This window comes from Streptomyces sp. NPDC088812, from assembly GCF_044750285.1.
In the GTDB taxonomy this organism is placed as follows: domain Bacteria; phylum Actinomycetota; class Actinomycetes; order Streptomycetales; family Streptomycetaceae; genus Streptomyces.
In genome coordinates, this window is the sequence record NZ_JBIVJP010000001.1 from 23,550 (window position 1) to 45,117 (window position 21,568).

At 74.2% G+C, this 21,568-nt stretch carries 18 protein-coding genes; 7 read left to right on the forward strand and 11 right to left on the reverse strand.

What is annotated here, in order from left to right:
* Nucleotides 1-85 precede the first annotated feature (85 nt).
* Complete coding sequence (locus ACIP67_RS00115; RefSeq protein WP_401685009.1) at nt 86-1,039, reverse strand: methionyl-tRNA formyltransferase; 954 nt, start codon at nt 1,037-1,039, stop codon at nt 86-88.
* A gap of 55 nt (nt 1,040-1,094) precedes the next feature.
* Here ACIP67_RS00115 and ACIP67_RS00120 point away from each other — a divergent pair, with 55 nt between their 5' ends.
* Both ACIP67_RS00120 and ACIP67_RS00125 read left to right on the forward strand, forming a co-directional pair.
* A complete protein-coding gene (locus tag ACIP67_RS00120) occupies nt 1,095-2,450 on the forward strand; it encodes a lysine N(6)-hydroxylase/L-ornithine N(5)-oxygenase family protein (RefSeq protein ID WP_401685012.1) in 1,356 nt (451 codons plus the stop codon).
* A gap of 247 nt (nt 2,451-2,697) precedes the next feature.
* On the forward strand, nt 2,698-3,558 hold the full coding sequence (locus ACIP67_RS00125; RefSeq protein WP_401685014.1) for a ketose-bisphosphate aldolase: 861 nt from the start codon (nt 2,698-2,700) through the stop codon (nt 3,556-3,558).
* Here the strand turns inward: ACIP67_RS00125 and ACIP67_RS00130 are convergent.
* A complete protein-coding gene (locus ACIP67_RS00130) occupies nt 3,545-4,681 on the reverse strand; it encodes a methyltransferase (RefSeq protein ID WP_401686722.1) in 1,137 nt (378 codons plus the stop codon). The two genes, ACIP67_RS00125 and ACIP67_RS00130, sit on opposite strands and share 14 nt — an antisense overlap.
* A 67-nt stretch (nt 4,682-4,748) precedes the next feature.
* Between ACIP67_RS00130 and ACIP67_RS00135 the strand changes: the two genes are divergently transcribed.
* Nucleotides 4,749-5,411, forward strand: a complete 663-nt coding sequence (locus ACIP67_RS00135; protein WP_401685017.1) for an alpha-ketoglutarate-dependent dioxygenase AlkB family protein — start codon at nt 4,749-4,751, stop codon at nt 5,409-5,411.
* 27 nt (nt 5,412-5,438) lie between these two features.
* Nucleotides 5,439-6,683: an ROK family protein gene (locus tag ACIP67_RS00140; protein WP_401685020.1), complete on the forward strand. Its 1,245-nt coding sequence runs from the start codon at nt 5,439-5,441 to the stop codon at nt 6,681-6,683.
* Nucleotides 6,684-6,875: 192 nt separating this feature from the next.
* Here ACIP67_RS00140 and ACIP67_RS00145 read toward each other — a convergent pair whose 3' ends face one another.
* The 4 genes from ACIP67_RS00145 to ACIP67_RS00160 all read right to left on the reverse strand — a co-directional run bounded on the left by ACIP67_RS00145 (nt 6,876) and on the right by ACIP67_RS00160 (nt 9,660).
* Nucleotides 6,876-7,469, reverse strand: coding sequence for a DUF4865 family protein (locus ACIP67_RS00145; RefSeq protein ID WP_401685022.1), 594 nt, complete (start codon nt 7,467-7,469; stop codon nt 6,876-6,878).
* Between the two features lie 306 nt (nt 7,470-7,775).
* A complete protein-coding gene (locus ACIP67_RS00150) occupies nt 7,776-8,366 on the reverse strand; it encodes a TetR/AcrR family transcriptional regulator (protein ID WP_401685025.1) in 591 nt (196 codons plus the stop codon).
* 217 nt (nt 8,367-8,583) lie between these two features.
* Nucleotides 8,584-9,123 (reverse strand): ATP-binding protein, encoded by a 540-nt coding sequence (locus tag ACIP67_RS00155; RefSeq protein ID WP_401685028.1) that lies wholly within the window; start codon nt 9,121-9,123, stop codon nt 8,584-8,586.
* A gap of 195 nt (nt 9,124-9,318) precedes the next feature.
* A complete protein-coding gene (locus tag ACIP67_RS00160; RefSeq protein ID WP_401685031.1) occupies nt 9,319-9,660 on the reverse strand; it encodes a hypothetical protein in 342 nt (113 codons plus the stop codon).
* A gap of 387 nt (nt 9,661-10,047) precedes the next feature.
* Between ACIP67_RS00160 and ACIP67_RS00165 the strand changes: the two genes are divergently transcribed.
* A complete protein-coding gene (locus tag ACIP67_RS00165) occupies nt 10,048-11,172 on the forward strand; it encodes a PLP-dependent cysteine synthase family protein (protein ID WP_401685034.1) in 1,125 nt (374 codons plus the stop codon).
* Between the two features lie 185 nt (nt 11,173-11,357).
* Here ACIP67_RS00165 and ACIP67_RS00170 read toward each other — a convergent pair whose 3' ends face one another.
* Nucleotides 11,358-12,188: a DeoR/GlpR family DNA-binding transcription regulator gene (locus ACIP67_RS00170; RefSeq protein ID WP_401685037.1), complete on the reverse strand. Its 831-nt coding sequence runs from the start codon at nt 12,186-12,188 to the stop codon at nt 11,358-11,360.
* A 398-nt stretch (nt 12,189-12,586) separates the two neighbouring features.
* On the opposite strand from ACIP67_RS00170, the gene ACIP67_RS00175 reads away from it, so the two are divergent.
* Entirely contained in the window at nt 12,587-14,830 is a 2,244-nt protein-coding gene (locus tag ACIP67_RS00175) for a hypothetical protein (RefSeq protein ID WP_401686725.1), read from the forward strand.
* A gap of 165 nt (nt 14,831-14,995) precedes the next feature.
* Here the strand turns inward: ACIP67_RS00175 and ACIP67_RS00180 are convergent, their stop codons facing one another.
* The 4 genes from ACIP67_RS00180 to ACIP67_RS00195 all read right to left on the reverse strand — a co-directional run bounded on the left by ACIP67_RS00180 (nt 14,996) and on the right by ACIP67_RS00195 (nt 19,936).
* Complete coding sequence (locus ACIP67_RS00180; RefSeq protein WP_401685039.1) at nt 14,996-17,437, reverse strand: right-handed parallel beta-helix repeat-containing protein; 2,442 nt, start codon at nt 17,435-17,437, stop codon at nt 14,996-14,998.
* Between the two features lie 156 nt (nt 17,438-17,593).
* Nucleotides 17,594-18,199 carry a hypothetical protein gene (locus tag ACIP67_RS00185; protein WP_401685041.1) on the reverse strand — a complete coding sequence of 202 codons (606 nt, stop codon included), beginning with the start codon at nt 18,197-18,199 and terminating at the stop codon, nt 17,594-17,596.
* A 440-nt stretch (nt 18,200-18,639) separates the two neighbouring features.
* Nucleotides 18,640-19,464, reverse strand: a complete 825-nt coding sequence (locus tag ACIP67_RS00190) for an MOSC domain-containing protein (protein WP_401685044.1) — start codon at nt 19,462-19,464, stop codon at nt 18,640-18,642.
* 43 nt (nt 19,465-19,507) lie between these two features.
* Nucleotides 19,508-19,936, reverse strand: coding sequence for a DUF6643 family protein (locus ACIP67_RS00195; protein ID WP_389516429.1), 429 nt, complete (start codon nt 19,934-19,936; stop codon nt 19,508-19,510).
* A 352-nt stretch (nt 19,937-20,288) separates the two neighbouring features.
* On the opposite strand from ACIP67_RS00195, the gene ACIP67_RS00200 reads away from it, so the two are divergent.
* Nucleotides 20,289-21,563: a TerD family protein gene (locus tag ACIP67_RS00200; RefSeq protein WP_401685047.1), complete on the forward strand. Its 1,275-nt coding sequence runs from the start codon at nt 20,289-20,291 to the stop codon at nt 21,561-21,563.
* Nucleotides 21,564-21,568 lie beyond the last annotated feature (5 nt).

Below are 21,568 nucleotides of genomic sequence, written 5' to 3' on the forward strand. Positions count from 1 at the left end.
GTCGCCGGGTCGCCGGCCGAACGCGGCGAACCGGGCTCCGGGTGTCCGGCGCCCACGGGGAGGATCGCGGGCGCTCGGCTCCGCCTCAGGGCCGGTCGGTGAGGTAGCCCCCCATCGTGCGGAAGTACTCGCCCGCCGCGTACTCCGTGCCGTCGTCCGTGCGCAGCCGGCGGATCACCAGCCCCCGGGACCGGCCGGTGTGCGCCTCGGGACCGGCCACGATGACCACGCCGTCGCCCTCCCGGATGAAGATCCGCCCCGGGGTGCCGCCGTAGCGGCCCTCCGAGACCGCGGCCGAGACGATCCGCAGCCGCTGTCCCCGGTGGTGGGTGAACGCGTTCGGGTACGGGTCCGACTGGGCGCGCACCAGCCGTTCCAGCCGCTCGGCCGGCCACCGCCAGTCGATGCGGCTGTCCTCGAGCGCCCGCTTGTGGAAGAAGCTCGCCCGGCCGCGGTCCTGTGGCACCCACTGCCCCGTGTCCCGGCCCGAGGCGATGAGGTCGAGCGATTCGCGCACGATCGGCGCGATCAGGTCGACCGTGCGGTGGAACAGGTCGGTCGCCGTGTCGGTGGGGCCGACCGGCACCGCGCGCTGCACCAGGATGTCCCCCGCGTCCAGTTCGGCGTTCATCCGGTGCGCGGTCACGCCGACCCGCTCCTCGCCGTTGATCAGCGCCCAGATGAGGGGGGAGAAGCCGGCGTACGCCGGCAGCAGCGAGTCGTGGATGTTGAGCGTGCCGTGTGGCGGGAGGTCGAACAGCTCGGGCGGCAGCCAGGTGCGCCAGTTGTTGGCGACGATGATGTCGGGGCGGGCCGCGCGGACGGCGTCGAGCAGTTCGGGGTCGTCGGGGCGGTTGCGGAGCAGGACCGGGATGTCGTTCTTCTCGGCGAGTTCGGCGACGTTGTCGCCCCATATCTTCTCGTAGGCGTGGTCGCTCTTGGGGTGGGTGAGCACGAGGACGACCTCGTGCCCGGAGTCGAGCAGGGCCTGGAGCGTGCGGTGACCCCAGGTCTGGTAGCCGAGCATGACGACGCGCAAGGCGGTTCTCCCCTCGGACGGCTCCCATTGCAAGGTAAGGCTTACCTTATCTAACATGTGGCTGCCTGAGGGAGGCGATGCCACGGTGAAACCACCGCATCTGGGATCGGACATCAGCCACGACATCCTGGGAATCGGCTTCGGCCCGTCGAATCTCGCCCTGGCCATAGCCATCGAGGAGCACAACGCCGGACTCCCGCCCGAGCGGCGGCTCGACGCCCACTTCCTCGAACGCCAGCCGCGTTTCGGCTGGCACCGGGGCATGCTCATCGACGACGCCACCATGCAGGTGTCCTTCCTCAAGGACCTGGTGACGTTACGGAACCCGGCCAGTGACTTCAGCTTCCTGTGCTTCCTGCGTGACCGCGGCCGGCTCGTCGACTTCCTGAACCAGAAGACGCTCTTCCCGCTGCGCGTGGAGTTCCACGAGTACTTCGAGTGGGCCGCCGAGCGGATGCGCCACCTGGTGTCGTACAGCCACCACGTCGTCTCCATCGACCCGGTCCGGGACGAGTCCGGCGTCGTGACCTGCTTCGACGTCGTCTGCCGGGACCCCGGGCGGCCCGGCCGGACCCTGACCCGCCGGGCCCGCGACATCAGCGTGGCCGTCGGCCTCGAACCCCATGTGCCGCCGGGCGTCGAACTGACCGAACGGGTCTGGCACAACAGCGAGTTGCTGCCCCGGGTCGCCGAACTGACCGCACAGGGGCGTCCGGTGCGCCGGGCCGTCGTCCTCGGCGCCGGACAGAGCGCCGCCGAGACCGTCGACTACCTCCACCGGGCCTTCCCCGCCGCCGAGATCTGCGCGGTCTTCGCCAAGTACGGCTACACCCCGGCCGACGACAGCCCGTTCGCCAACCGCATCTTCGACCCGGAGGCGGTGGACGTGTACTTCACCGCGCCCTCCGAGGTGAAGCAGTCCCTGTTCGACTACCACCGCTCCACCAACTACTCGGTCGTCGACATGGACCTGATCGAGTCCCTGTACGCCACCTCCTACCGGGAGAAGGTCACCGGCCGGGAGCGGCTGCGCTTCCTCAACGTCTCCCGCATCCGCGACGTACGGCCGCGGGCCGACGCCTCCCTCGACATCGCCGTGGAGTTCCTGCCCACCGGCGAGGAGCAGGTGCTGGAGGCCGATCTGCTGGTGCACGCGACGGGATACCGCCCACGGGACCTGACGGCCCTGCTCGGCGAGGCGGCCAAGGTCTGTCTGCGCGACGACGGGGACGCCCTCCGGGTCACCCGGGACCACCGGGTGGAGACCGCGCCCGACGTCACCGCGGGCATCTACGTCCAGGGCGGCACCGAGCACACCCACGGTCTGACCTCGACCCTGCTGTCGACCACCGCGGTCCGCGCCGCGGAGATCCACGGCTCCCTGCTGGACCGGCGCGTCGCGTCCGCGTGACCCGGCCCCCCGCGCCGGCCGTCCCCGGGTGCGCCCCTGGCCGGCACCCGGAGATCCCCGCCTCATCGCACCGCCGCACCGCATCCACCCGACCATCGCCCCGGCCCCGTCGCGGGCGGCGGCGCCGGCCCGACCCGCTCGCCGGCCCGGTCCGTACCCAGCGCCCCGCCGCCGCCCGGCCGCCGCCCGCGGCCTCGGTGCTGACCGGCCGGGCAGCCACGTCCCCCGACCCCGACCGGGAGGTGCCGTGCCCCTCACCACCACCGGCGAACTGGTCAGCCGGGCCCGCGCGGCCCGTACCGCCGTCGCCGCCTTCAACATCGTCACACTGGAGCACCTCGAGGCCGTCGTCACCGGAGCCGAGTCCGTCCGCGCCCCGGTCGTCCTCCAGATCAGCGAGAACGCGGTGAGGTTCCGCGGCGGACGCGTGCTCCCGCTCGCCCGCGCCGCCGCCACCGCCGCCGAACAGGCCGCCGTACCCGTCGCGCTGCACCTCGACCACGTCCGCGGTGACGCCCTGCTCCGGCAGGCCGCGGACGCCGGTTTCAGCTCCGTCATGTACGACGCCTCCCGCCTGCCGTACGAGGAGAACCTCGCCGCGACCCGGGCGGCCGTCGACTGGGCGCACGCCCACGGACTGTGGCTCGAGGCCGAGTTGGGAGAGATCGGCGGCAAGGACGGGACGCCCCCGCGCGACGCCCACGCGCCCGGCGCCCGCACCGACCCCGCCGAGGCCCGTGCGTTCGTCACGCACTCCGGGGTGGACGCCCTGGCCGTCGCCGTCGGCAGCGTCCACGCGATGACCACGCGCACCGCGTCCCTCGACCACGACCTGCTCGGGCGGCTCGGCACGGCCCTGGACGTGCCCCTCGTCCTGCACGGCTCCTCCGGCGTGCCCGACGAGGAGCTGCGGGCCGCCGTCGCGGGCGGCATCGCCAAGGTCAACGTCGGCACCGCCCTCAACCTGGCCCTGACCGGCGCGATCAGGCAGTACCTCGACGCGCACCCGGACGCGGTCGACGCACGCGCCTACCTGGACGCCGGGCGCGAGGCGATGGCCCGGACGGTGGAACGGATCCTCACCGGCGTGGGGCTCACCCCCGCTTGACGGCCTTCAGCACCACGAACTTGCGGTCACCGGCGACCAGCCTGCTGTTGCCGAACAGCCGCCGCAGCTTCACGTGGTACCCGAGGTGCCGGTTGCCCACCACCCACAGCTCACCGCCCGGCCGCAGCGCGCGCCGCGCCCCGGTGAACATCCGCCACGCCGTGGCGTCCGTCGTCGCCTGGTGGGAGTGGAACGGCGGATTGTTCAGGACGAGGTCGACGCTGGCGTCCGGTACGCCCGCCAGCCCGTCGCCGACCCGGAACTCCGCGTGCCCCGGCACCCCGTTCGCCTTGTACGTCGCCTCCGCCGAGGCCACCGCCTGGAACGACTCGTCGGTGAACAGCACCTCGGCCCGTGGGTCGGCCAGCGCGACCGCCGTCCCGACGATCCCGTTGCCGCAGCCGAGGTCGACGACGCGGCGCGCGCCCCGGGTGTCCGGCAGGTGCCCGAGGAGGAACCGGGTGCCGATGTCGAGCCGGTCGGCGCAGAACACGCCCGCGTGGTTGACGACCGGACGGCCGGAGAGCGGCCCGATCCCGTCGGGGAGGTCGTAGCCGTACGGCCATGGACTGGTGGGGCGCTCCAGGGACGGGTCGCACGTGGTGAGGATCAGCCGCGCCTTCTGCTCGGCGAGCGAGGTCCGGGTCGGGCCGAGGATCCGCTCGAACAGCCGGAGCGTCGAGGTGTGGATCTCCTTCACCATGCCGGTCCCGACGACGACCGTGTCCGCGTGCACCGACGGCGCCAGCCGCAGCAGCTGGTCCTCCAGGAGCGCGAGGCTCTTCGGCACCCGCACCAGCAGCACGTCGATCCGCGCGGGCGGCGGGTCCTGGGTGGTCAGCAGCCGCACGGAGCCGGGTTCGGCGCCGTTGCGGGCGAGGTTCGCCCGGGTCGCCTCCTGCCCCAGCCACGAGTCGGTGATCTGCGTCGGCCGGTACGCGGCGAGCGCCGTGGCCAGCGCTCCCCAGCGGTCGCCGAGCACCACGACCGTCCCGGTCAGCTCGGTCCGCTCCGCGGCGAGGTGGCGCAGCAGGTACGCGTCGGAGGCGTCCCAGGCGCGCAGGCCGTCGCGCGGGTCCTCGGGGTGGCGGGCGAGCGAGAGCTCGCCCCACGGCGTCGTCATACGGTCGTCCATCGTGCGTCAAGGCTAGCCGAGCCGCAGCTCAGGCCCGCCGGGGGAGGATGGGGGCATGGACGGTGAGCTGTTCCCCCGCGAGCGCGCGCTGATCGCGCCGGGCGCGGTGCACGCCCCGGGCTGGCTGGACGCGCCCCGCCAGCGACGGCTGCTGGACGCCTGTAGGGAGTGGGCCCGCCCGCCGGCCGGCCTGCGTACGGTCCGCACCCCCGGCGGCGGCACCATGACCGCCCGCCAGGTCTGCCTCGGCTGGCACTGGTACCCGTACGCCTACGCCCGCACGGCCGTCGACGGCGACGGCACCCCCGTCAAACCGTTCCCGGCGTGGCTCGGCGACCTGGGCCGGCGCGCGGTGGCCGACACACTGGGCGCCGGACGGGCACAGACGGCGGCGTACGACATCGCGCTCATCAACTTCTACGACGGCGACGCCCGCATGGGCATGCACCGGGACGCCGACGAGCGCTCCGACGCACCCGTGGTCTCGCTCAGCCTCGGCGACACCTGCGTCTTCCGCTTCGGCAACCCCCAGACCCGTACCCGCCCCTGGACCGACGTCGAACTCCGCAGCGGCGACCTGTTCGTGTTCGGCGGGCCGTCGCGGCACGCCTACCACGGGGTGCCCCGGGTGCTGCCGGGAACGGCGCCGGCCGGGCTGGGACTGAGCGGGCGGCTGAACGTCACCCTGCGCGTCAGTGGCTTCCCGGCGGCCACCTGACCAGCGGATCATGGGAGACTCGCCCTCATGAGCGGCAAGGCGGACCCCCGGGCGGCGGGGGAAGGGACCACCTCCAGGGCGCGGCTGGACCGGGGGCGCGGTGCGCTCGGCCCCGCGTTGGAGCTCGTGCACACCGGACGGGCCCCCACCCGTGCGGTGCTCACCGCCGAGCTCGGCGTCACCCGCGCCACCGCCGGCGCGGTCGCCGCCGAACTGGAGGCGCTGGGCCTCATCCGGGTCGACGCGCGGCCCGGCGCCGCCGCCGGCTCCCAGGGCCGCCCCTCCCACCGGCTCGAACTCGCCGAGGACGGCCCCGTCGCCCTGGCCGCCCAGGTGCACGCCGACGGCTTCCGGGCCGCGCTGGTCGGCCTCGGCGGGCGGATCGTCGCGACGACACCCGGCTGCGAGACCGTCGACGCCGACCCGGCCAAGGTGCTCGCCACCGTCGTGGAGGCCGGCGCGGAACTGCTGCGGTCCACCGGCCGCCGCTGCGTGGGCGCCGGACTCGCCGTGCCGTCCGCGGTCGCCGCACCCGAGGGCCTGGCCCTCAACCCCCTGCACCTGGCCTGGCCGGTCGGGGCACCGGTCCGGGAGATCTTCGCCGAGCGGGTCCGCGCGGCCGGCATCACCGGCCCGGCCTTCGCCGCGAACGACGTCAACCTCTCCGCCCTCGCCGAACACCGGCACGGCGCCGGGCGCGGCGCCCGCGACCTGCTGTGCGTGGCGACCGGCCACCGCGGGGTCGGCGGCGCGCTGGTGCTCGACGGGCGGCTGCACACGGGCAGTTCCGGGCTCGCCCTGGAGGTCGGCCACCTCACCGTCAACCCCGAGGGCCGGCCCTGCCACTGCGGCAGCCGCGGCTGCCTCGACGTCGAGGCCGACCCGCTGGCCCTCCTCACCACCGCCGGCCGCCGGCCGGGCCCGGAGGGCTCGCTGCTCCAGCAGGCCAACGAACTCGTCCGCGAGGAGTACGCCGACCCGGTCGTCCGCATGGCCGTCGAGGCCCTCATCGACCGGCTCGGGCTGGGCCTGGCCGGCCTGGTGAACATCCTCAACCCCGACCGGATCATCCTCGGCGGGCTGCACCGCACCCTCCTGGACACCGATCCCGAGCGCCTCCGCGCGGTCGTCGCCGACCGCAGCCTGTGGGGCCGTAGCGGAGGCGTCCCCATCCTGGCCTGCTCCCTCGACCACAACAGCCTGGTCGGCGCCGCGGAGCTGGCCTGGCAGCCGGTGCTGGACGACCCGCTGGAAGCGCTGAGCCGGGTCTGAACACCCCCGTACGCGGTACGCCGCCCGCCGCGACGGACGGTACGCCGCCCGCCGACGGACGGCCGCGATCGCCTCGGCCGGCCCCTCGCGCGTCCGACGCTCCGGCGTCGCCCCACGACCGCGCACCTCGCGGCGCGGTCCCCGCCCGCCGCGGCTCCGGCGGGACGCCCCCGAACGCGGTGCGGACGGCGTTCACCACTGCCGGCCCCCGGGCAGCACGGGCCGCCCCGGCGCCGACACGTGCAGCACCTGGAACAGGTCGCCGCCGCCCTGCACCGCGCCGGGGTCCGGGTGCTCCCACAGCGAGAAGTGCACGGTCTCCCAGCGGCTCGTGTCGACGGCCGCCGCCGCGAGCACCGCCCCCTCCTCCCGCGCGAGCCGGCCGGCCTCGTCCGCGGCCTCCCGCGCCACCTGCGCGTACTCCACTCCGTCCGGCACGGGCCGACGGTGCCGTACGGCGAACCGGGCGGGTGCGCCGACGGCGACGCCCTCCTCGTACGCGAGGCCCGTCCACTGCCGGACCACCGGACGCCCGAAGTCGTCGCTCAGCCCCTGGAAGGGGCCGCCCCACAGGAAGGCGTTCATGCCCTCCACCGTGTTCCACAAGTAGAACGGCGCGTACTGGTCGACCGGCGAGCCGTGCACCCCGCGCTCGCGCAGGAGATACGCCTTGAGGCCGAGCCCGGCCCAGTCGTCGAGCTTGTGCCCGACGCGCGACACACGGGCGCGGATCAGGTCCGTGTCGTATTCGGCGGGCAGCGTCACCGCGTACTGCATGGCGTGCATCGGGATCGGGCTCCTCGGAAGGCGGGGGGCGGTCGTGCGGACAGAGGCGCCCGGCGGGGGACCGGGGGCCGAGGGCCGGGCGGCGGTGCTCGGGGACCGGGCAGGTGGCGCCGGGCGGAGGAGCCCGGTTGGTTCGGGTGCCGGGCGCGTGTGCTCGGCGGGGGTGGTTCGGGGCGCCGGGCGGGGGGTGTCCGGCGGGGGTGGTTCGGGGTGCCGGGCGGGGGGTGTCCGGCGGGGCTGGTTTGGGGTGCCGGGCGGCAGGCGGATACTGCCGGGTGGCCCGGGGGACGCCGGAGGTGGCGGTTCCTAGCGGGCGGTACGGGAGGCCGGCGGGGAGTCCGGTGGGGAGGCCAGCAGGGACAGCAGCCCCCGGACGCCCGCGTCGAAGGCGGCGGGTGAGCCCGAGGCACGAGCGAGCACATAGCCGCCCTGTACGGTCGCCACCACGGCCGCGGCGATCTCGTCGCCGTCCAGACCGGGCCCGAAGTCGCCCCGCGCCTTGCCCTCCTCGACGATCCCGGCGAGCCGCCCGCGCAGCCAGCCGATCGTCTCGTCGACCGGTGCGCGCAGCTCCTCGTCGGCGACTACGTCCGGGTCCATGGTCAGCCGACCGAGGGGACAGCCGCGCAGTACGTCACGCTCCCGCAGCAGATACGCCTCGATCCGCTCGTACGGCGTGCCCGGCCCGCCGAGCACGCCTTCGGCCGCCGCCCGCATCTCCTCGGCCGTCCTGCGGATCGCCGCCGCGGCGAGATCGGGTTTGCCCCGGAAGTGGTGGTACATGCTGCCCTGCCCGGCACCGGCCCGCTCCAGGATCGCCTTGGGGCTGGTGCCCACGTAACCGCGCTCCCAGAGCAGCTCCCGGGTGGACTCGATCAGTCGCTCCGACGTCCTCATGCACCGCACTGTACATACCAGTAGGTACAGAAGTCGACGCCCGTCGGCCGTCCTCGACGTGCCTACCGCGGGAAAGGCTCCGGCGGAGGAGCCGCCGGCACGGACATCGCCCGCCCGCGCCGCCGTGGACGGACGGACAGTCCCGGCGGTCACGGCCGTGGAGCCCTCACCGCCGTGGACGGCGCGGCGAGGGCATGCACAACCGGGGCGCCGCCGGTCAGCCGACGACGGCCGACCGGGCGGGAGCGTGCGCCGGCGCGAGGTCGTCGACCGCGACGACCTCCGGGAACCGGCGCGCACCCTGCTCGTCGGCCGCCCGGCGCGGGGGACGCGCCGCGCGGTCCCGTGGCGCACCGAGGGCCGGCAGCGTGAACCACACGACCTTGCCGGACTCGCCGTCCGGCCGTGCTCCCCAGCTCTCGCTGACCGCGGCCACCATCGCGAGCCCCCGCCCGCACGTGGCGAGGACGTCGGGGTCCGTGACGTGCTCCACCGCGGGAAGCCGCGGATCGTGGTCGCGCACGGAGACGGTGAGCCGGCCGAGCAGCAGTTCCATCTCGACGGTGCACGTCTTGTCAGGCTGGGCATGCCGGTGGACGTTGGTCAACAGCTCCGTCACACCGAGCGCGGCCCGGTCTATGAGGGGATCCAGATGCCAGTAGCGCAACTGCGCCGATACGATTCTGCGGACCTGGCCGATCCGCGACGGCAGGGCTTGAAGCTCCACCGTGCAGTGCCTGCTTGGGTTGCTGATCACGGCTGCGACTCCCCGACGTGAGGTCCGGAAGAACACGGAGTTCGGATCGATCGGAGCAGTGCGTCTGCGCGAGGGCGGCCGCCTGCTGTCGTGGCCGGCGGGCTGGTTCGCAGCGTTGTCGCCGGTAAACCCAGAGTGACGTGAGACCAGCGTGACGCACGGTGTCGCGGATCGCAACTCGCCGTCAGGGAACGGTCACCCTGCGCGGCCGGCCCGGCCGTCGCGGCCCGCCGCCCGGCGTACGGCCTCGATGAACCGCCGCGCCGCGGGCGGACCCGGCTCGCCCGGTGCCGGGTCGTGGTCGCCGAGGGTGAGCAGGTACCGCTGGCCGTTCAGATCGGCCAGTGCCCGGTCTTCCGGCGCGAACCACGGCCGCGAGGCGCGTACCGCCTGCACCGGAGCGCTGTCGATCTCGCTGCCGTAACTGGTGAGCAGCTCCAGCCGGCCGTCGCTGATCCGGACCTGTCCGGCCCGGGTGAGCGACCGCAGCCGCTTCCCGATCCGCACGCCCGTCGCGGTGAACTCCGGCTCCGCCATGCCCGCCCCCTTGCCCGTGGGTGTCCCGGCCCGCGTCCCGCGCCTCCTCCGGCGTGCTGCCACGCGGGCCGGCACCAGCTCGTGTCGTGATCCAGTGTGCGCCCCCGAACGGGACCTTCGTCCCGCCGGGTGCAGTCTGCCCGCGCGGGGCGTCGAGCACCAGTGCGTGCGGCACGCGGTCCGGAGGCGGCCGGAGCACTCGCGTGAATGCGCCCCCACCGGGCGCGGCCGCTCGGCCCCCGACCGGCGCGCCCCCTCGCCCCCAGGGCCGTCTTTCAGCCGCTCAAAGCAGCGTTTATGCAGGTGGGAAGTGGTGCGAAAGGTGCTTATGATCGAACCGCCGGCCGCCCGAGGGGCCGTCGGCGCGCAGCACGAAGGAGCACCACCGTGACCGTCCCCGCGCAGAGTCCGACCGGCGCCACCCTCGACGTCGACCGCAGCGATCCCGCCTACCGCACCTGGCTGAAAGAAGCCGTCCGCAAGGTCCAGGCCGATGCCAACCGCTCGGCCGACACGCACCTGCTGCGCTTCCCGCTGCCCGCGGACTGGGGCATCGACCTGTACCTCAAGGACGAGTCGACCCACCCCACCGGCAGCCTCAAGCACCGCCTCGCCCGCTCCCTCTTCCTCTACGGCCTGTGCAATGGCTGGATCCGGCCGGACCGCCCGGTGATCGAGGCGTCCAGCGGCTCGACGGCCGTCTCCGAGGCGTACTTCGCCCAGCTGATCGGGGTGCCCTTCATCGCCGTCATGCCGCGCACGACGAGCGCCGAGAAGATCCGCCTGATCGAGTTCCACGGCGGCCGGTGCCACTTCGTGGACGACTCACGGAAGATGTACGAGGAGTCCGCCCGCCTGGCTGGGGAGACCGGCGGTCACTACATGGACCAGTTCACCTACGCCGAACGGGCCACGGACTGGCGTGGCAACAACAACATCGCCGAATCCATCTTCCGGCAACTGGCGCTGGAGCGGTTCCCCGAGCCCGCGTGGATCGTCGCCACGGCCGGCACCGGCGGCACCTCCGCGACCATCGCGCGTTACGTCCACTACATGCAGTGGGACACCCGCGTCTGCGTCGCCGACCCCGAGAACTCCTGTTTCTTCGACGGCTGGACCACCGGCGATCCGGACGTCACCTGCGACCGCGGCTCCCGTATCGAGGGCATCGGCCGGCCCCGTATGGAACCGAGCTTCGTCCCCGGCGCCGTCGACCGGATGATGAAGGTGCCGGACGCCGCCGGCGTCGCCGCGGTCCGCGCCCTGGAGCGGGTCATCGGCCGCAAGGCGGGCGGCTCGACCGGAACCGGCCTGTGGAGCGCGTTGAAGATCGTCGCGGAGATGGCGGCCGAGGGGCGGCAGGGCAGTGTGGTGACCCTGCTGTGCGATTCCGGCGACCGCTACCTCGACAAGTACTACTCCGACGCCTGGCTCACCGGACAGGGCCTGGACATCACCTCGTACAGCGCGGCGATCGACACGCTCCTGGCCACGGGCGTCTGGCCGGACTGAGGGCGCCTGAGGCGGGACTCGGTCCGGGCGCGGGCGCCCACGACGGTCCGGCGGGTCTCCGGGGCGGCCGTGTCACCGCGTCCTGGGAGGCCCGGCCCGCCCGGCCCCGGCCGGGGACCAGCCGTACGGGTGCCAGGCCCTCCGGCCGGAGCCCTCCAGCCGGACAAGCGCCGTCCGAAACCCCGTCAGGTGTCCGTGTCCCGGTCGGGCTCGCCCGCGACCACCAGCCGCCGCAGGTGCTCCGAGACCTCCGCGCGGGCCTCGTCCGGCAGACCGGAGTCCGTCACCAGCGTGTCGACCTGCTCCAGCGCCGCGAAGGAGCTGAGCCCCACCACCCCCCACTTGGTGTGGTCGGCGACCACCACGACCCGGCGCGCCGACTGCACCAGACGCCGATTGGTCTCGGCCTCCGCCAGGTTCGGCGTCGACAGGCCGGCCTCGGCCGATATCCCGTGCACCCCGAGGAAGAGCACGTCGAAGTGGAGCGCCGCGATGGCCTGGTCGGCCACCGGCCCCACCAGGGAGTCCGACGGTGTGCGCACGCCGCCCGTCAGCACCACCGTGGCCGCGCCCTGCCGGGCACCTGCCGCGCGCTGCGCGACGTGGAAGACGTCGGCCACCCGCACCGAGTTGGTCACCACCGTCAGGTCCGGCACGTCCACCAGCCGGTGCGCGAGCGCGTACGTGGTCGTGCCGCCCGACAGCGCGATGGCGCTGCCCGGCACGACCAGCTCCGCCGCCGCGCGCGCGATGTCCTCCTTGGCGGTCAGTTCCAGGCCCGACTTCGCCTCGAAACCCGGCTCGTGCGTGCTCGCCTCGACCACCGGCACCGCGCCGCCGTGCACCTTCTCGAGCATGCCCTGCCGGGCGAGCGCGTCGAGGTCGCGGCGCACGGTCATGTCCGACACGCCGAGCTTGCGCGTCAGCTCGTTGACGCGGACGCCGCCACGGCGCCGGACCTCGTCCAGAATCAGGGCGCGGCGCTGCTCCGCGAGGAGGTTCTGATTCTCACTCACGTCCGCTCCGGTCCTCTCGCCTCAAGCCGATCCGCTCAGTCCGACACGCCCCGCGCACCTGCTGCGACGACGCCGTCGCGCCGGTCGCTGAAGCGGGCGTCCCATCCTCGCACGGGCCGGTACGGGCCGCGCCACCACCCACCCGACGCGGACATGCCATCGTCGTGCGTACGTCGGTCCCGTTCCTCACACGGATCGGGGGAGATTCGGTGACGACAGGTGTGCGCGGGCCCCCGAGCGGAGAACCTGATGCCCGCACGCACACAGAGACCGACGCAGCGTCACGGGGGAAGTGCGAGACAGTGGAACGAGTCCACGAACGGGACGGCATCCACCGGCCGACCGGAACAGCCCTGGAACTCCTGGTGCACGGCGTGGGCGGGGCCACGCCCGACAAGATGCTGGGCGACCCGCGCACGGTGCGGATCACCGGCGACGACACGGCCGCCGTGTTCCGCCGCGCCGACGACGTGGACGCCGACCGGGCCGACGGCGCGACCGACGGCCCCCGCCAGCGGCCGGTCCCCGAGGCCTACGTCTGGTGCAACCTGACCTCCGGCAACGGCACACGCGCCCTGTGGCTCCTGCTCCTGCCGTTCATGGTCGTCAACCTCGCCCACTGGATGCGCCCCGCCGCCCGGGAACGCACCCGTGCCGTCCGCCTCTACGGGCTCCTGGTGCGGCTCGCCGGCCTGACCCTGACCGTGCTGCTCGTCGCCGCGGCCTGCGAGGTCGCCCTCGACCTGACGGCCTGGCAGTGCGCGGGCACCCGCGCCTGCGCCCAACGGCACTCCTGGCTGGGTTTCCTGTCGCCGGACGTCAGGGACGGCGGCTGGTGGACCCGGCCCGGCCGCCGCCTCGCCCTCGCCGCCCTGGTCCCGGCCGCCCTCACCGGCCTCCTGTGGTACCTCTCGCACCGCACCTGGCGGGCCTACGAGTCCCAGGAACCCCTCGACGGCAGGCCCGAGCGCGAGGACATGCTCGGCCACACCGCGCTGGGCCGCCCCGGCTTCTGGTACGGGCGCCGCCTGGTCGCCCGGCTGCGGGCGGCGCACACCGCGGCCGGCCTGCTCACCGTGGCCGCCGCGGTCGGCACCGCCGCCGCCCACCAGGACCACCGACCGGGCGGCCCCGCCCTCCTCGACGTCCTCGGCCGGCTCCTGGAGGCCGCCCTGGCCGCCGGCGCCCTCGCCACGGTCTGGGTGGTGTGCCGCCGGGGCCGCAGCGAACGCCGCCTCGACCGCCGGCTCGACGCCCACCTCGTGCGCAGCCTCCCCCTGGCCGCCCTCGTCCTGCTCGCCCTCACCCTGGTCTACGCCGGCTGGCACCGCCCCGGCTGGACATCGGCCGGACGCCTCCCCGGCGACGCGGCGTTCGGTGCGATCGCCCTGCTCCAAGGCGCCCTGGTACTCGTCCTGGCCGTCGTCGCCGCCGTCCTCCACCGCGCCGCCGGCCCCGACCCGCGGGGGCGCGCCGCGCTCCGGGGGCTCGGCGGTCCCGCCGTCGTGATGCTGGCCTGCGCGCTCGGCGGTGTGATGTCCGGCGGGGTCTCCCAGCGGGTCTCCGACTGGCTCGACGGCACCGGCACCTTCCTCGCCGGCCCGCCCGTGCTGCTGACCTGGCAGGCGTCCGTGATCCCGGTCCTGCTGATCGTGCTGGGCGTGCTGGGCGGTCTGCTCGGCCGCAGCGCCTGGCGCCTGACGCGGGCCGAGCGCGCGGCGGTGGCCCGTGAGTACGGTGCCGACCCGGGCGACCCGGCCCGCACCCAGCGCATCGCCCGCGCCCGCGCCATGGCCACGCTCACCGACCGCGCCCCGCTCTTCGTCGGCGTCACCTCCGCCACGACCCTCCTGCTGGGCGCGGGAGCCCTGGCCGGCGCCTTCGCCACGGGAAGGACACCCAGCCGGGCCACCGAGGGCGCCCCCTCCTTCCTCCAGGGCGCCGCCCAGACCGGCCAGGCGCTCGGTTCCTGGCTGATCGGATTCGGCTTCATACTGTTCGTCACCTGGGGCAGGCGCGCCTACAAGGACGCCTCCGCGCGCCGCACCATCGGCATCCTCTGGGACGTCGGCACCTTCTGGCCCCGTGCCGCCCACCCCTTCTCGCCGCCCTGTTACGCCGAGCGCGCGGTGCCCGACCTGACCTGGCGCATGGCCACCTGGACCCGAGCCACCGGCGGCCGCCTGGTCATCTCCGGCCACTCCCAGGGCAGTGTCCTCGCGGCGGCCGCGGCCTGGCAGCTGAGCGCAGCCGACCGTGGACAGGTCGCCCTGCTCACCTACGGCTCCCCGATCGAGAGGCTCTACGGCCGCTGGTTCCCGGCCCACTTCGGCCCGGCCGCGCTGAAGGCCCTGCACGAGGACGTCGACTGCTGGCGCAACCTCTACCGGCTCACCGACCCCATCGGCGGCCCCGTCCGGCTGTCCGGCGAGGGCCGCGTGCCCGAGGTGGACCGCGCGCCCCTCGCGGACCCGCTCGCCTACGGACGTACGGAGCACCACCCGCTGCCGGCGCCCGTGCTGGGCCACTCCGACTACCAGGCCGACCCGGCGTTCGCGGAGGAACGCGAGCGGCTGCTGGCGCGCCTGTGCCCCGTCGTCCCCCCGCAGGGCGGCGAGCCGCGGGAGCAGGAACGGTCCTGATGACACCCCTCCGGCCCGTCGTCCGGGCGGACGACGGGCCGGAGGCCGGGCTGGAGGCGCCGGGGGCGGGCTGGAGGCGCCGGGGGCGGGCTGGAGGCGCCGGGGGCGGGCTGGAGGCGCCGGGGGGCGGGCTGGAGGCGCCGGGGGCTGCGAAGACGGACGGCGTCAGCGCAGTTCGGGCAGATCCTCCGGGTACAGCAGCGTCAGATCGTCCGTGGTCGGCTCGGTCACCTGAGCGACCCGGCCGGCGTGCCGCTCGACCATCGCCTCGAACGTCTGGCGCGCGGTGCGGCCATTGCCGAAGGCGGGGCCCTTCGGGATCTCCGTCAAGTACTTCAGCAGCGCTTCCTCGGCGCCCGGCGTGAGCCGGTACTCGTTCTCCTCGGCCTGCTGCTGCACGATCCGCAGGAGTTCCTCGGGGCCGTAGTCGCCGAAGGTGATGGTCCGGGAGAACCGGGAGGCGACACCGGGGTTGACCGTCAGGAAGCGTTCCATCTCGGCCGTGTACCCCGCGACGATCACCACCACGGCGTCCCGGTGGTCCTCCATCAGCTTCACGAGCGTGTCGATGGCCTCCTTGCCGAAGTCCCGCCCGGCGTCCTCCGGCGACAGGGCGTACGCCTCGTCGATGAAGAGCACGCCCCCGCGGGCCCGTTCGAAGGCCTCCTGGGTGCGGATCGCGGTGGAACCGATGTGCTCGCCGACCAGGTCGACCCGGGACACCTCGACCAGATGGCCCTTCTCCAGGACGTCCAGCGCGGCGAGGATCTCGCCGTACAGGCGTGCGACGGTCGTCTTGCCGGTGCCGGGGGAGCCGGTGAAGACCAGGTGACGCTTGACGGAGGCCGCCTTCAGGCCGGCCCGCTGCCGGCGCCTGCCCACCTCGATCATGTCGGTCAGCGCCCGGACCTCCCGCTTCACGCTCTCCAGGCCCACCAGCGCGTCGAGTTCGCCGAGGACGTCCGTCGAGGACCGCGCCGGCTGCTCCGCCGCCCCGGCGGCCGACGCCGCCTCCGGCAGGTCGGCCCGCTGCCCGGGGAGCGCGCCGAGCAGGCCCGTCGAGGGGGGCGTCTGCGCGGCAGTCTCCCGCGCCGCCTCCGGCGGAGTGCGCGGGCCGGCGCTCTCGTCGCCCGTGCAGTCCTCGACCACCGGCCCCGCACCGGCCGCCGCGTCCGGGCCGCCGTCGGCGAACTCGTAACCGCCCCGCGTGCAGCGCTCGGTGCGGCACTTGCGCAGGGTCGTGCGGCAGCCGTCTATCACGTGGAAGCCGTAGCCGCCGCTGTTGGTCACGCGGCAGTTCAGGAAGGTGCCGCGGCCCCCGGCCGACACGTAGAAGCCGGCCTCGGCGGGGGAGTCGACGGTGCAGCGCTCGATGGTGGGGTCGGCGCCCTTGGTGACGATCACACCGGTCTGGGTGGCGTCGATGCTGCAGCTGTTGAGGGTGCCGCCGCTGCCGTGGTCGCGGAACCAGGCGCCGGTCCCGGCGTCCCGGATGCGGCAGTCGTCGAGCTGGGCGGTCGCGCCGTCGCTCACCGACACGGCCGTGTTGCGCACCTGGGACACGTCGCTGTCGACGACGTCCGCGCGGGAACCGCGGTCGAGGACGAACAGGGCGTCCGGCACGTCGTGCACCCGGCAGGAGTCCAGGACCACGGTGGCGCCGTCACTGACCCAGACGGCCGGGTAGTCACCGGTGCTGTCGAAGATCTCGCACTGGTTGGCGTCCACGCGCGTGCCCGGGTCCCACACCGACAGCCCGTTGCGCCCGAACCGGCTGACCGTCGTCCGGGTGAGCGTCAGCACGGAACGCGACCTCAGATCGACCGCGTTCTCGGGAATGTCGTGGATGCGGCAGTCGGCCAGGGTGAGCACGGCGTCCGTGTCGAGTGTGACCCCGTCGGCGGTGGTGCGGTGGACGTCGCAGTCGGTGAGGTGCGCGGTGGCCCGGGCGGTGATCTGCACACCGCTGCCACGGACCTCGTACACCTCGCAACCGAACGCCTCCAGGGCCGAGTTGTCGCCGGTCGCGCTCAGACCGGCGCCCGAGGCGTGGTGCACCCGGCAGTGCTCCAGACGGGGGTGGGCACCGCCGCGCACCGCGACGCCCGCCTGCCCGGCCGCGACGACCTCGCACTCCTCGAAGACACCGCCGCCGCCGTCGACCACGGCGATGCCGATGCCGGCCGGGTTGTCGACGGTGCACCGCCGGACGGTCGGGCGGGCACGGCCCCGCACCTCGATGCCGGCCGCGGACCGCGTGACGACCCGCACGTCCAGCAGCTCGGGGGCGCCCTCCTCGACGAGTACCGCGGGCGCCGCCGCGTCCTGGCCCTCCACGTGCAGGTCCTGCACCACGGCCGAGGCGCGCACGGTCAGCGGCACCCCGTCCAGGGGCGCGATGCGCACGGATCCGGGGGAGCCCTCGGGGCCGCGCAGGGTCACGGCCCGCTCCACCACGAGGTTCTCCCGGTAGGTGCCGGGGGCGATGGTGAGGACGTCACCCTCGGCCGCGGCCTCCAGGGCGGCGGCGAGCGAAGCGTACTCACCCGTGCGGCGCCGCCACCGCGACGTGCCGGTGTGCGTCACCTGGACCGTGCCCTGTGCCATGGCGTTGCTGTGCCCCCACCTAGGTCGTGCTGGACGGCTCGTTCGCCTTCGGGGCGTGCGCCCCTACGGATCCCTCGCGCGGGTTGTCGCCGAATGCGTCGGCCGGTCCACCGTAGCGTGCGCACGGGCCGTGGGTTGACCACAGACGCGACACCGTCAGCTACCTGTGCCGGTACGGCCCCAGTCGGGGCCCGCGCGGTCCCAGGCCTGGTCCCAGCGGGCGTACCGGCGGCGGACCATCCGCCACACGATCAGCCGTCGGCCGGCCTCCACCACACCGGCGGACAGCAGCGCGGCACCGAACCCGGCGAGGACCGCGTGTGTCGTCGCCGTGGCGGAGTCGAGCGGACGGGCCACCAGACGGCCGTGGGTGTCCGTCCATATCGCGAAGTGGTCGCCGCGGTGCGGGGACTCCAGACCCGCCAGGACCGCGCCGTGGCGCGCGGTGCCGTCCGGGGCGGTCCAGTCGGCGATCACCCGGCTGCGGAGGTCCCGCCCGGAGGCGATCTCGGGGTCCGCCTCCAGCAGCGGACCCTCGACCCTGCGCACCACGGTGGCCGTCACCTGGTGCCGGGCCGCGTGCTGGGCGTGGACCGACCGCTGCAGCGCGTCCCGGGCGACAGCACCGGTGAGCGAGCCGACGACGGGCGCGGCGAGGAGGATCAGGAGCAGCGCGCACAGGGCGACCCACGCCTCGACCAGATCCGTCGTACGGCGCAGCGGATTGTGCCGCCAGCGCCAGATGCCACCGATCACCCGCACCGTCCGCACCCCCTTTCCGCTCCGTGATAACCCCCCGCCGGGCCGTTCACGCGCGGGACGGGCCGAAGAGAGAGGCAAATCACCCGCGGCCGCGGCGCGTCGTGAACGTCCGGGAACGTCTCACAACGGCAAACGGCCAAGGGGGTGGCGGAGGTTCCCGCGGCCGCCCGACCGGTGCGGGACCGCCGGGACGTTCGCAACAGCCCTAGGTTCTGTTGTCACCTTCCCGTCTGCCCGGCGACGCCCTGCACGCTCCCCCACTGCCTGAACGGCGTGGGCGGTGCCCCCACTCGCCGCACCGGGCCCAGACCCAAGTACATCCAGTACGCGGGCCGGGGCCCGGCACTCCCCCAGCCTTCGGCCGGGGGGACCCCCGGAGCACGCACCTGACGCCGCCGGGCCCGCCCTTCGGGCGGACGACGGGAATGTGACGACAGGGCCTAGGCGACGACCGTCACCGGATCGCCGACCCGGATGGTGCCGCGGGACAGGGGCACCAGGTTCTGCCCGAAGACCAGCTTGCCGCCGAGGCGGCGGTGCCGGCCCAGGCTGTGCAGGGGCTCCCTGCCGCGGCCCGCGGTGGCCTGGTCGGTCGTGGTCACGACGCACCGCCCACAGGCCTTGGCGACGCGGAAGTCGACCTCGCCGATCGTCAGGCGGAACCAGCCGTCCTCCGCCCACGGGTCGGTGCCCGCCACGACCACGTTCGGCCGGAAGCGGTTCATCGGCAGCGGGCCCTCGGCGGTGTGCTCCCCCTGTGCGATCAGGGCGTTGAGGGCGTCGAGGGACGCGCTGGTGGTGACGAGCAGCGGATAGCCGTCGGCGAACGTGACCGTCTCGCCCGGCAGCGCGTACTCGGGGTCGACGGGCCGGCGCGTGGCGGGGTCGTCCATGTGCACCAGACGGACGTCGGCGCCCAGGTGGGAGCTGCACCAGGCGTGCGCGGCCTCGTCGGCGAGGACCCCCTCCACCTTGTCGCGGAAGATCGCCAGCGAGACCGTCCCCACCGGCTCGGGCACCCGCACGGTGAGCGGTTCGAGCCCGGGCGCGGACAGACGGAGGCCGCCACCGGGCAGAAGCTCGGCGGCGGCCAGCGCCATGCGCGGCTGCTGGCGCTGGGTGACGACCTTGCCCCCGTCGTCGATCAGGGCCCAGCGTCGGTCTCCGGCCAGCCCCCAGGGCTCCACGACGGCCTCCCGGGGTGACTGGGCCCGGAAAGCCTTGACCGGATGAACGTGGATCGACAGCAGCTGCGCATTGCCCATGAGGCCCATCCTGCCAGGTGGCGCGGACGGTCCCCGGTCCGGCTCAGTAGCCCCGGTACTGCTGGTTGCCGTACGGGTCCTGGTACTGGGGGGCGGCGGGCCGGGGAGCCGCGGGGCGCATCGCCTCGTAGCCCATGCCGGGCGCGGCCGGGCGCGGCTGCTGCGCCTGCGGGCCGGGGTAGCCGCGCGGCGCGGTGGCCTGCGGCGGGATGTAGGCCGCCGGGGCCTGCTGCAGCGGGGCGGGCTGCTGCATCTGCGGGTAGCCGTAGGACGGCTGGGACGGTGCCGCCGGGAGGGCGGGCAGCGCCGACGGCAGCGCGGGCAGGTTGCTGCCGGTGTCGTAGGCGGCGGGAACCCGGATCGGGGCGATCTGCGGGGTGCCCCGCTCGGCCACGAGCGAGTCGTAGATCGGAGTGTCCGGGAAGGAGGCGGAGTAGTAGCCGCCGCCATAGGTGGAGCGGGGGGAGGTCATGGCACATAAGTTAAGCCCACGATGTGCTGGTTGGGGAGACCGATAAGAGGGTTGTTTTCCGTGTCGGCGGTGACCTTGGATCCTCAATGCGAGCGAACTTGGGAAAAAGGGGCGGCATTCACGGTTTGGATCGTGTAAGGCCCCATTTCTGCAGGGGTTACCGGCGGTCCGGCCGGCGCGGGCCACGGCCGCTCCGGGGCCGGGCGGACGCCTTCCGGGGCCGGTGTGCGCGTGTTCCTGTGCCGGGGATGGGAGTTCGCCGTCCGGCCGCATAGGTTGGCCGGACAGAATCCCGATGGGTGCCGGGGCACGTGGCCCGGCACGGAGACAGGTGATGGGGGCGGACATGTCGATGTCGAAGGGATCCAACGCTCCGGTGCCGACGACGGCACTGCGCGTCGAGGTGGGCTGGCGCTCCGGTCCGGGCGTACCCGACGCGGACGCCTCGGCACTGCTGCTGGCCGCCGGAAAGGTCCGCTCCGACGCCGACTTCGTCTTCTACAACCAGCCGGCGCATTCCTCCGGAGCGGTCCGTCACGAGGGCAAGCGGGAGACCGGCGGCCGGGTGACCGACACCCTGGTCGTCGACCTCGCGCGCGTGGAGCCCGCGATCGAGACCGTCGTCCTCGCGGCCTCCGCCGACGGCGGCGCGTTCGGGCAGGTGCCGGACCTGTGCATCGAGGTGCGGGAGGCGGCCCGCGACACCGTGGTCGCCCGGTTCGACAGCACCGGGGCCACCGTCGAGACGGCGTTCGTGCTCGGGGAGTTCTACCGCCGCCAGGGCGCCTGGAAGTTCCGGGCCGTCGGCCAGGGCTACGACAGCGGACTGGAGGGGCTGGCCACCGACTTCGGCATCACCGTCGACGAACCGCAGCACACCGGGCCCCCGGCCGCCACCGCGCCCACGCCGCCGCCTCCCCCTCCGACGCCGCCCGCCACCGTGCCACCCCCCGTCCCCCGCATCCCGCCACCACCGCCCGCCGCACCGGTCCGCCTGACCAAGGTGACGCTCACCAAGGCCGCCCCGTCGGTGTCGCTGACCAAACAGGGCGGCACCTCCGGCGCCCTGCGCGTGAACCTCAACTGGGAGGTGCGCAAGCAGTTCTCGGGCTGGGGCAGCAAGCGGGGCCGAGCGATCGCCCTGCACAACGACCTCGACCTCGACCTGTGCGCCCTGTTCGAACTGGCCGACGGCCGCAAGGGCGTCGTCCAGTCCCTCGGCAACGCCTTCGGCGCCCTGCACCAGCCGCCGTACATCCACCTCGACGGCGACGACCGCACCGGTGCCCTCGCCGCCGGGGAGAACCTCACCGTCAACCTCGACCACAAGGACGACTTCCGGCGCATCCTCGTCTTCGTCACCATCTACGAGGGCGCCCGTTCCTTCGCCGACCTGCACGCCACCGTCACCCTGCAACCCCAGTACGGCGCCCCGATCGACTTCTCCCTGGACGAGTGCACCGTCCCCTCGACCGTGTGCGCGCTCGTGCTGATCACCCACCAGGGCGGCGACCTCGTCGTCCAGCGTGAGGCCCGCTACCTGGTGCCCGAGCGCGGGGTGAGCCCGCAGCGGACCGTCGACCACGCCTACGGCTGGGGCATGAACTGGACGCCCGGCCGCAAGTAGCGCCC

What these genes read in the sequence shown, in the direction of transcription:
- ACIP67_RS00120 (WP_401685012.1), top strand. Translation starts at nt 1,095, where the DNA reads ATGTGGCTGCCTGAGGGAGGCGATGCCACGGTGAAACCACCGCATCTG.
- ACIP67_RS00130 (WP_401686722.1), bottom strand. Translation starts at nt 4,681, where the DNA reads ATGACGACGCCGTGGGGCGAGCTCTCGCTCGCCCGCCACCCCGAGGAC.
- ACIP67_RS00135 (WP_401685017.1), top strand. Translation starts at nt 4,749, where the DNA reads ATGGACGGTGAGCTGTTCCCCCGCGAGCGCGCGCTGATCGCGCCGGGC.
- ACIP67_RS00140 (WP_401685020.1), top strand. Translation starts at nt 5,439, where the DNA reads ATGAGCGGCAAGGCGGACCCCCGGGCGGCGGGGGAAGGGACCACCTCC.
- ACIP67_RS00145 (WP_401685022.1), bottom strand. Translation starts at nt 7,469, where the DNA reads ATGCACGCCATGCAGTACGCGGTGACGCTGCCCGCCGAATACGACACG.
- ACIP67_RS00150 (WP_401685025.1), bottom strand. Translation starts at nt 8,366, where the DNA reads ATGAGGACGTCGGAGCGACTGATCGAGTCCACCCGGGAGCTGCTCTGG.
- ACIP67_RS00160 (WP_401685031.1), bottom strand. Translation starts at nt 9,660, where the DNA reads ATGGCGGAGCCGGAGTTCACCGCGACGGGCGTGCGGATCGGGAAGCGG.
- ACIP67_RS00175 (WP_401686725.1), top strand. Translation starts at nt 12,587, where the DNA reads ATGCTGGGCGACCCGCGCACGGTGCGGATCACCGGCGACGACACGGCC.
- ACIP67_RS00180 (WP_401685039.1), bottom strand. Translation starts at nt 17,437, where the DNA reads ATGGCACAGGGCACGGTCCAGGTGACGCACACCGGCACGTCGCGGTGG.
- ACIP67_RS00190 (WP_401685044.1), bottom strand. Translation starts at nt 19,464, where the DNA reads ATGGGCAATGCGCAGCTGCTGTCGATCCACGTTCATCCGGTCAAGGCT.
- ACIP67_RS00195 (WP_389516429.1), bottom strand. Translation starts at nt 19,936, where the DNA reads ATGACCTCCCCCCGCTCCACCTATGGCGGCGGCTACTACTCCGCCTCC.
- ACIP67_RS00200 (WP_401685047.1), top strand. Translation starts at nt 20,289, where the DNA reads ATGTCGAAGGGATCCAACGCTCCGGTGCCGACGACGGCACTGCGCGTC.